Below are 9,068 nucleotides of genomic sequence, written 5' to 3'. Positions count from 1 at the left end.
ACGCAGCAGCCCAGTGAATAAGAGAGGTTAGGTTGACCTGATGACTTCAGAAAATTCCCAACTTCACGTTGTTTTTGGACGTTCCGCAGCGGGAACCTTGCAACAAGCGCTGCAGGTTGCCGGTCGAGCGGGTGTTGTCGTTGGGCCATATGATGATTTCAGTTTTGGCCCCATAGACAAGGACGACCCAAATGCACGCGCTCAATGGGTCGAGAATGAATTGGGCTATTCTGACTGGCAAGAAATTTTCGAGGATAGTCTACCCGTCCTGAGTGCATCAATCGAGGCAAGTAAGCCTCCAATTGCGTGGATTTCTCCAGATAGCGCGCACAGTGTTGCCGGCTTTTTGTGGTGGCTGTCGCATATGGCGGATACGGAGTGTCAAATCCTCGATGTACCACGCCTCAGCCTGCTCCATGCAGAGACCATGATTAGATATCTAGATCAAGCAGAACCTCTATCGGCAGCGAGACGGGCACGCAGCTTGGCCTTGTGGCGGCAACTTCAGGCAGAGAATGCGCCTCTGCGTATCCTCGGCGAAATCGGTTTGATATCAGCGCCTCTTGAGCATTTCGACGCAGTTCTACTGGATCATGCTAAACCAGAATGGCAAAAGATGGCAAGAATCGTGGCAGGAGTGCTCGTCGACTTCTCTTTAGAGGGCATTTATCAAACAGGTGACCTTGTCCTGATGGCTCGGTTGGCCGATCTCGCTGAAGCTGGAATATTAGAATGGCGAGGAGATCTAGGACATATGGCGGGCTGCGAAATACGGCTACCCGCATGAGGGCGGGAAAGCCCAAAAGAACTCCAGTTCCAGAGCACCAGCTCGTCGGCCATGTTCCCCTCCGAGACGCTGCGGAACAAATGTCGAACATTGCTACTCAGGCGTCAAGATGCCTGGCAAACAGCGCCAGCGTGCGCGACCAGGCAAGGTCGGCTGCCGGCTGGTTGTAGCGCGCTGCCGACGTGTCGTTGTTGAAGGCGTGATCGACGCCGGGATAGACGAACGTCTCGGCATTCTTGCCCGCCGCGCGCAACGCCTCGCCCCATGGGATGCCGGTGGTATTCACGCGGGTATCGTTGCCCGCGAGATGCACGACCATCGCGGCTTCGACCTTGGCCGCTTCGGCAGGGTGGGGCGCGGGGCCGTAATAAGAGGCACCGGCATCGAGCAACGACCCCGCCGCCACCGCCACACGATTGGTGAGCGCACCGCCCCAGCAAAAGCCGACCGCGCCTGCCTTGCCGGTGCCGTTCGCCAGCCGCCGAAGCCGTACGAGCGTTGCGACCGCCGCCAGGATGGTGGCGTCGTAATCCAGCTGGCCGATCAGGTCGCGCGCCGCGTCTTCGTCGGCCGGGGTGCCGCCGGCGGGGGACAGAAAATCGGGTGCGACCGCGAAATAACCCGCCAGCGCGACGCGCCGCGCGACATCCTGGGTATGCGCGTTGAGCCCGCGATTTTCGTGGATCACCATCACCGCGCCGATCTTTCGCCCCGGATTGCGCGGCGCGGCGAAATAGCCGGTCATGCTCTGGCCGTCGCCGATCGCGTAGCTGCCCTTGCGGGTGACGAGCCGAGGATCGGCGGCGTCGGTCTGCTGCGCGGTGGCGGGGGATGCGGCGATCGTGGCGATCAGCGCCTCGGCAGCCGCGACCGACCCGACCAGCATCACGGTCTCGCGCAGCAATTGCCGCCGGTCACGATGCTCGTGGGTGAATGCGTCGTACAGGTCGATCGCACGCTGGCGCAGGTCGGTCATGGCTGGCTCCCTATCAATTGGAGGCAGCGTAGCCGCAGCATCCGGGGAGGCAATCCCTGCTTTTCCTCCCCATCTGCGACGGGGAGGATTGGCGGGTCAGCCGATCACTTCTTCCAGGGGTCGACGATGTCGCTCTTGAACAACGGCTTTTCGGTCTCGACCACGCCGCCGCGTGCCAGGGCTTCACGCTCGGCGCGCAATTGCGCCAGCAGGATTTCACGATCGCCTTCGAGCCGGGTATCGGTCGGTGCCTCGATCCCCGCAGCCTTCGCTGCCTTGGCGACCAGCGCATCAAGCTCGCGCTGAGAGCACAGGCCCAGGGTCACCGGATCCTTGGGGGTGATGTTGGCGATGTTCCAGTGGCTGCGGTCGCGCAGCGCCGCGATCGTCGTGCGGGTCGTGCCGATCAGCTTGCCGATCGCGCCGTCCGAGATTTCGGGGTGGTTGCGGATGATCCAGGCGATGCCGTCGGGCTTGTCCTGGCGCTTGCTCACCGGGGTATAGCGCGGCCCCTTGGTGCGGCGGACCTGCTCTGGCCCCTTTTGCATCACCAGGCGATAATCGGGATTGGCCTGGCCCTTTTCGATCTCGTCGAGCGTCAACTCATGCGCGCGCACCGGATCGCGCCCGGTCAGCTTGGCCGAGGTCGTGTCGTCGGCGATCGCCTGAATCTCGAGGATATGCAGGCCGCAGAAATCGGCGATCTGGTCGAACGAAAGCGCGGTGTTGTCGACCAACCAGGAAGCGGTCGCATGCGGCATCAAAGGCTGGGCCACGGCAAAGTCTCCAGAAACAATAAGGGCCACCCCTTCCGGGGTGGCCGTGTAATGGCGAAGACTTAGTGCAGCGCTGCCGCAAGGGCAAGGCGTAGCATCATGTCAGGCAGCGGCGCGATCGACCCCGCCGATGGGAACCAGCGCGCCCAGAAACTGCGCGGCGCTCGCTTCCCAGGTGAATTGCCGCCCATAATCGGCGCACGCCGCCCGGTCGCGGGTCAGCGCAGTGGCTATTGCTTCGTCGAGCGTTTCGGCCAGCGCGCCAGTTTCCGGCGTGACGATGTCGATCGGCCCGGTCACCGGATAGGCCGCCACCGGGGTGCCGCAGGCAAGCGCCTCGATCATCACCAGGCCGAAGGTATCGGTGCGGCTGGGAAAGACGAACACGTCGGCCCCTGCATAAAACTGCGCCAGTTCGTCACCGAAGCGTGGCCCCATGAAATGGACCTCGGGATATTTGGCCGCCAGTGCCGCTCGCGCGGGACCATCGCCGACCACCACCTTGCTGCCCGCCTGCCCGCTTTGCAGAAACGCCTCGAGATTCTTTTCGACAGCGATACGCCCGACATACAGCTGAATCGGACCATCCAGAACTGCAAGATCAGGATGCGACTGAACGCCGGGATGGCACGCCGCCAGATCGACGCCGCGCCCCCAGTGCCGAACCTGCTCAAGCCCATGCGCGACCAGCGCTTGCCGGATCGAGGGGGTAGAGGCGAGAACGGCGTGCGCCGGCGCGTGAAACCAGCGGATGTAGCGCCAGATCCACTCCGCCGGCACGCCCGAACGGGCCGAAACATAATCGGGAAACTGGGTGTGATAGGCAGTGGTAAACGGAAAGCCCCGGCGCAGGCACCAGCGACGCGCGGCGATGCACAATGGCCCCTCGGTCGCCAGATGGATCGCCTCGGGCGCGAAATCGGCCAGCAGCCCGCCGACGGTGGCCGTGCGAACCATCGCCAGCCGAATCTCGGGATAGGTCGGGCACGGCAGCGAATAGAAGCGGTCGGGCGAGACGACCAGCACCTCGTGCCCCTGGGCTTCCAACACAGCCCGCACCGCCTGGAGCGTGCGGACGACGCCGTTCACTTGCGGCTCCCAGGCGTCGGTGACGATGGCGATCCGCATGCCGCTCAGGCCGCCACGCGCGCCTCGGTCATGCGCGCCTCATCGATGGCAGCGGCGGCTTCACGTTCGCGGGCGCGGATTTCGTCGGCCCAGTGCAGGATTTCCATGCGTCCATCCTCATGCTCGACCAGCGCCGTACACCCTTCGACCCAGTCGCCGTCATTGTAATAGTCGATTCCGTCGATATGGCGATAGTCGGCAGTGTGGATGTGCCCGGCGATCACCCCGTCGACGCCGCGTGTCTTGGCCTCGTGCGCGACGATCTCCTCGAAGTTCGAAATGAACTCGACCGCGTTCTTCACCTTGTGCTTGGCATATTTGCTGAGCGACCAATAGGGCAGCTTCATCGCGCGGCGGTACAGGTTCACCCAGCGATTGAGCGTCATCATCATGTGATAGGCAAAATCGCCGGCATGGGCGAGCCAGCGATGCGACAGCGTGATCGCGTCGAATTCGTCACCATGCAGCACCAGCAAGCGGCGGCCATCGGCGGTGGTGTGGATCGCCTGACGCTTGATCTTCACCCCGCCGAAATCGAGGCCGGTGAACTGGCGGAACATCTCGTCATGATTGCCGGGGATGTAGACGATCTTGGTGCCGCGCTTGGCACGTTTCATGATCCGCCAGACGATGTCGTTATGCGTTGCGGGCCAGTAAAATTTCTTTTTGAGCTGCCACCCGTCAAAGATGTCGCCGACCAGATACATGGTGTCGCTGTCGACATGATCCAAAAAGTCGATCAGCATGTCGGCGTTGCAACCGCGCGTGCCGAGATGGACGTCGCTGATCCAGACGGTTCGATATTGCCGCCGCTCGGTGATTTTTTCCGGCACCGATGGCTGCAACGCGCCGAAATCGGCCATGTCGGTGATGACGGCTTCCAACGGAGGCCTGGTGATTGCGCCCATGTCCAAGGTTTCCTGCGGTTGTCCTTGTCTGAACGCCCTATGCAGGTGAAATATGACAGATTGCGGGTAGCAGGGTCATGGGAGTGTCACATGGCGGGGCCGCCTCGCCTCCAGCGTGCTGCGATCGGCTAGCACGCTGGTAAAGACGAGGCCGGGGTACAGGCGAGGCCGGTTGCCGATCAGCCCATCGTCAGCACGATCTTGCCGACATGGTCGCCCGCTTCCATCCATCGATGCGCGTCGGCGGCTTCGGCAAGGGAGAAGGTCCGGTCGATCACCGGCTTCAACCGCCCCGCTTCGACATGCGGCCAGACATGCGCCTGAAGTTCGTCGGCGACCATCGCCTTGAACTGGCTGTCGCGGGGGCGAAGCGTCGATCCGGTCAGCGTCAGGCGGCGGCGCATGATGTCGAACAAGGGTATGCTGGCCTCTGCCCCGCGCTGGACCGCGATCGAGACATGCCGGCCATCGTCGCCCAGGCATTGCAGGTTGCGCGGGACATAATCGCCGCCGACCATGTCGATGACCGCGGCGACCCCCTTGCCGTTGGTAATGCGCCGGACTTCCTCGACAAAATCGGACGTTTTATAGTTGATCGCGTGATGCGCGCCCAATGCCAGCGCGGCTTCGCGCTTGGCCTCGGAGCCCACGGTCACGATGGTCGTGAGGCCAAACAGCCCACCCAGCGCAATCGCCATCGTGCCGATGCCCGATGTGCCGCCATGGACCAGCACCACATCGCCGTCGCTGGCATAGGCGCGCTCGAATAAATTGGTCCACACGGTGAACAAGGTTTCGGGCAACGCCGCCGCCTCGATCATCGACAATGCGCGGGGCACCGGCAGACATTGCCCAAACGGCGCGACCGCATATTCGGCATAGCCGCCGCCCGCCAGCAGCGCGCACATCGGCTGGCCGAGCATGACATCGTCCACCCCCTCGCCCACCGCTACGACCTCGCCCGAAACTTCCAGGCCCAGGATCGACGGCGCACCGGGGGGCATCGGATACATGCCCTTCCGCTGCAGCACATCGGGCCGGTTCACGCCGGCAGCGGCGACGCGCAGCAGCAACTCGCCAGGTGCGGGCACCGGCACCGGGCGTTTCACCGCCACCAGCAATTCGGGACCGCCGGCACCCTCCGGATCGATCGCCCACATCGTATCCGGCATCTTATCGACTAATGTCATTGCGTGGCGGTGCCCCCTGGCCCAGAATTTGCCGGTCTTATTGACATCGCAGGCGCACGGGTCAACGTTTGGCGTCATGGACGCCGATGATAATCTCCCGCGTCGAAAGGACGACACGCTGGCGGCGCTGGCGGTGCAGGATCTCGACCCCTTGTCGATTGCCGAGCTTGAGTCGCGGATCGCTGCGCTCGATGCCGAAATCGGTCGCGTTCGCCGACATATGGAAAAGGCGGTGCGCCATCGCGACAGCGCCGACGCATTGTTTCGTCGATGATTTCCCTGGCGGACACCATGGGCCAAAGCCCGTTGGATGCTCCCCGCTTGCCGAATTGCCTTGCCAACCCGACATTGCTGGAAAGAGCCGCGTGTCATGCTGCGGCCGATTGGAGTAGCTAACCCCATGCCGTCTTTCGCATCCGCACTCGAATCAACGCTGCACAAGGCGCTGGAAGCTGCGTCCTCGCGTCGGCACGAATATGCGACGCTCGAACATCTGCTGCTGGCGCTGATCGACGATGAACATGGTGCCAAGGTGATGGCATCATGCGGTGTCGATCTGGGCGAATTGAAAACCACCGTCGCGACGTATCTCGACAACGAGCTTGAGGCGCTCAAGGTCGATAATGCGACCGACCCGTCGCCCACCAGCGGCTTTCAGCGCGTTGTCCAGCGCGCGATCCTGCACGTCCAGTCTTCGGGCCGCGACGAAGTGACCGGGGCAAACGTGCTCGTTGCCCTGTTCAGCGAGCGTGAGAGCTATGCGGTGTATTTTCTGCAGCAGCAGGACATGAGCCGGCTCGATGCGGTCAGCTTCATCAGCCACGGCGTCGGCAAGGGCAGTACACCCACCGAAGCCCGCGAAGTGAAGGGTGTCGCCGAAGAGGAAAAGCCAGCACAAAAGAGTGGCAAGGACGCCAAGGAAAGCGCGCTGAAGCAATTCTGCGTCGACCTCAACGAAAAGGCCAAGAACGGCAAGATCGATCCGCTGATCGGGCGCGGTCCCGAGGTCGATCGCACCGTTCAGATCCTCTGCCGGCGGTCGAAGAACAATCCGCTCTATGTCGGTGATCCCGGCGTCGGCAAGACCGCGATCGCCGAAGGCCTCGCGCGGAAAATCGTCGAGGGCGACGTGCCCGAGGTGCTGCTGCCCGCGGTCATCTATTCGCTCGACATGGGCGCGTTGCTCGCGGGCACCCGCTATCGCGGCGATTTCGAGGAAAGGCTGAAGCAGGTCGTCAACGAACTCGAAAAGCTGCCGCATGCGGTGCTGTTCATCGACGAAATCCACACCGTGATCGGTGCCGGCGCCACCAGCGGCGGCGCGATGGATGCGTCGAACCTGCTCAAGCCCGCGCTATCGGGGGGCACGATCCGCTGCATCGGATCAACCACCTACAAGGAATTCCGCAACCATTTCGAAAAGGACCGCGCACTGCTGCGCCGGTTCCAGAAGATCGACGTCAACGAACCGACGATCGAAGACACGATCAAGATCCTGTCGGGGCTGCGCAGCGCGTTCGAGGGGCATCACTCGGTAAAATACACCCCCGAAGCGATCAAATCGGCGGTCGAGCTGTCGGCGCGCTACATCAACGACCGCAAACTGCCCGACAAGGCGATCGACGTGATCGACGAAGTCGGTGCGATGCAGATGCTGGTCGCGCCCAACAAGCGCAAGAAGGTTATCACCTCGAAGGAGATCGAGCAGGTCATCGCCACGATGGCTCGGATTCCGCCGAAAACGGTGTCTTCGGACGATACCCGCGTGCTCGCCAATTTGGGCACCGATCTCAAGCGCGTGGTGTTCGGCCAGGATGCCGCGATCGAAGTGTTGTCGTCGGCGATCAAGCTGTCGCGCGCGGGGCTGCGTGAGCCCGACAAGCCGATCGGCAACTATCTGTTCACCGGCCCCACCGGCGTCGGCAAGACTGAAGTCGCACGTCAGCTCGCCGAGATCATGGGCATCCCGCTCCAGCGTTTCGACATGAGCGAGTATATGGAGCGCCATTCGGTCAGCCGGCTGATCGGTGCGCCTCCGGGCTATGTCGGCTATGATCAGGGCGGCCTGCTTACCGACGCGATCGACCAGCAGCCGCATTGCGTGCTGTTGCTCGACGAGATCGAGAAGGCGCATCCCGATCTGTTCAACATCCTGTTGCAGGTGATGGACAACGGCAAGCTGACCGATCACCACGGCAAGACCGTCGATTTCCGCAACGTCATCCTGATCATGACGACCAATGCGGGCGCGTCGGACATGGCACGCGAATCGATCGGCTTTGGCGCCAGCAATCGCGACGATGTGCAGGAGGAAGCGGTGAAGAAGCTCTTCACCCCCGAATTCCGCAACCGTCTCGATGCGATCGTACCGTTCGGCTATCTGCCGCCGGAGGTGGTGGCGCGCGTCGTCGACAAGTTCATCCTCCAGCTCGAACTGCAGCTTGCCGATCGCGGCGTGCACATCCAGCTCGACGATGAATCAAAGGCTTGGCTCACCGAGCGCGGCTATGACAAGCTGTATGGCGCACGCCCGATGGGCCGGCTGATCCAGGAGAAGGTCAAGCAGCCGCTTGCCGAGGAACTGTTGTTCGGCAAGCTGATGCATGGCGGCGAAGTGAATGTGAAGCTGAAGGATTCGGCTCTAGCGTTCGAAATCGTCCCCGCGCCGCCTAAAAAGGCCAAGCGCAAGGGCGGCGGCAAGAAGACCGAGCCGCTCGACGCGAAGTAAGATATGGCGGCGGTGCTTCATCTGGCACCGCCGCAGAATAACCAGTGCCCCGCTGTTAGCCCGGGAAACATCGGCAACAGAACTGAGGTTGGAAATGCGATGACGCGGCCAGGTTGGCAGGTCATCAACGCGAAACGAGCAGCTGATATTTCATCAAGTCGAGCAGCTGCAAATTTCCCTGCGTCGCAGTTGTGGAATGGGCGCGGCGATGCTTGGCGACATTTCCGTTGGAATTTCTCGATGGCGCAATCAATGGGATCAAGGGCCGCTAGTGGATTGATTTTGACATTCGCATCCCGCCTGCGGCACGCTCTCGCTGCGAATGTCAAAATCATAAAATCCACTAGAATCACATAATTGCTAGTGGTCCTGGAGATTCTGACATTTGCTCCTGACTGAGCCGAAGGGGGTAGCAAATGTCAGAATCGGACCACTAGCGCCTTTGCGAACGCGCATGAGGTGAGCGGACAAAACGACCCCGCAGAACTAGCGATGGACCTTCATAATAATGCTATGGGGCGGGCGTTTGTAGAAAACCCAGCGGCTAGCAGGCTGCTGAAAAATCCCACGGTTTG

The 9,068-nt window shown here is 62.0% G+C and carries 9 protein-coding genes and 1 pseudogene; 5 read left to right on the top strand and 5 right to left on the bottom strand.

The window, feature by feature from the left end:
- Positions 1 to 40: 40 nt before the first annotated feature.
- Entirely contained in the window at positions 41 to 787 is a 747-nt protein-coding gene (locus QU44_RS17995) for a DUF3658 domain-containing protein (RefSeq protein WP_081988127.1), read from the top strand.
- Between the two features lie 97 nt (positions 788 to 884).
- Here QU44_RS17995 and QU44_RS16295 read toward each other — a convergent pair whose 3' ends face one another.
- The 5 genes from QU44_RS16295 to QU44_RS16275 all read right to left on the bottom strand — a co-directional run bounded on the left by QU44_RS16295 (position 885) and on the right by QU44_RS16275 (position 5,765).
- On the bottom strand, positions 885 to 1,763 hold the full coding sequence (locus QU44_RS16295; protein ID WP_033923470.1) for a dienelactone hydrolase family protein: 879 nt from the start codon (positions 1,761 to 1,763) through the stop codon (positions 885 to 887).
- Between the two features lie 104 nt (positions 1,764 to 1,867).
- Positions 1,868 to 2,539 (bottom strand): DUF1013 domain-containing protein, encoded by a 672-nt coding sequence (locus QU44_RS16290; RefSeq protein ID WP_081988126.1) that lies wholly within the window; start codon positions 2,537 to 2,539, stop codon positions 1,868 to 1,870.
- Between the two features lie 102 nt (positions 2,540 to 2,641).
- Positions 2,642 to 3,667, bottom strand: a complete 1,026-nt coding sequence (locus QU44_RS16285) for a glycosyltransferase family 4 protein (RefSeq protein WP_033923468.1) — start codon at positions 3,665 to 3,667, stop codon at positions 2,642 to 2,644.
- 5 nt (positions 3,668 to 3,672) lie between these two features.
- The gene (locus QU44_RS16280; protein ID WP_033923467.1) at positions 3,673 to 4,575 is read right to left on the bottom strand and encodes a UDP-2,3-diacylglucosamine diphosphatase; all 903 of its coding nucleotides are present in this window, start codon (positions 4,573 to 4,575) and stop codon (positions 3,673 to 3,675) included.
- Between the two features lie 179 nt (positions 4,576 to 4,754).
- On the bottom strand, positions 4,755 to 5,765 hold the full coding sequence (locus QU44_RS16275) for an NAD(P)H-quinone oxidoreductase (protein WP_231621786.1): 1,011 nt from the start codon (positions 5,763 to 5,765) through the stop codon (positions 4,755 to 4,757).
- A gap of 76 nt (positions 5,766 to 5,841) precedes the next feature.
- Between QU44_RS16275 and QU44_RS16270 the strand changes: the two genes are divergently transcribed.
- The 4 genes and pseudogenes from QU44_RS16270 to QU44_RS19035 form a co-directional block, all read left to right on the top strand.
- A complete protein-coding gene (locus QU44_RS16270) occupies positions 5,842 to 6,039 on the top strand; it encodes a DUF1192 domain-containing protein (protein WP_033923466.1) in 198 nt (65 codons plus the stop codon).
- 126 nt (positions 6,040 to 6,165) lie between these two features.
- Positions 6,166 to 8,493, top strand: coding sequence for an ATP-dependent Clp protease ATP-binding subunit ClpA (gene clpA / locus QU44_RS16265; RefSeq protein WP_033923465.1), 2,328 nt, complete (start codon positions 6,166 to 6,168; stop codon positions 8,491 to 8,493).
- 3 nt (positions 8,494 to 8,496) lie between these two features.
- Positions 8,497 to 8,850: a DUF6973 domain-containing protein gene (locus QU44_RS19040; protein WP_443018097.1), complete on the top strand. Its 354-nt coding sequence runs from the start codon at positions 8,497 to 8,499 to the stop codon at positions 8,848 to 8,850.
- Between the two features lie 75 nt (positions 8,851 to 8,925).
- A pseudogene (locus QU44_RS19035) lies at positions 8,926 to 9,068 on the top strand (DUF6973 domain-containing protein); the annotation flags it as partial.

The organism is Sphingomonas sp. 37zxx (assembly GCF_000786205.1).
GTDB lineage: Bacteria > Pseudomonadota > Alphaproteobacteria > Sphingomonadales > Sphingomonadaceae > Sphingomonas.
Note: the sequence above shows the minus strand (reverse complement) of the source record. Positions and strands in the feature narration are given on the sequence as shown.

Excerpts from the sequence above, each read along its gene's own strand:
- QU44_RS17995 (WP_081988127.1), top strand. The coding sequence starts at position 41 with ATGACTTCAGAAAATTCCCAACTTCACGTTGTTTTTGGACGTTCCGCA.
- QU44_RS16295 (WP_033923470.1), bottom strand. The coding sequence starts at position 1,763 with ATGACCGACCTGCGCCAGCGTGCGATCGACCTGTACGACGCATTCACC.
- QU44_RS16285 (WP_033923468.1), bottom strand. The coding sequence starts at position 3,667 with ATGCGGATCGCCATCGTCACCGACGCCTGGGAGCCGCAAGTGAACGGC.
- QU44_RS16280 (WP_033923467.1), bottom strand. The coding sequence starts at position 4,575 with ATGGGCGCAATCACCAGGCCTCCGTTGGAAGCCGTCATCACCGACATG.
- QU44_RS16275 (WP_231621786.1), bottom strand. The coding sequence starts at position 5,765 with ATGACATTAGTCGATAAGATGCCGGATACGATGTGGGCGATCGATCCG.
- QU44_RS16270 (WP_033923466.1), top strand. The coding sequence starts at position 5,842 with ATGGACGCCGATGATAATCTCCCGCGTCGAAAGGACGACACGCTGGCG.
- clpA (WP_033923465.1), top strand. The coding sequence starts at position 6,166 with ATGCCGTCTTTCGCATCCGCACTCGAATCAACGCTGCACAAGGCGCTG.
- QU44_RS19040 (WP_443018097.1), top strand. The coding sequence starts at position 8,497 with ATGGCGGCGGTGCTTCATCTGGCACCGCCGCAGAATAACCAGTGCCCC.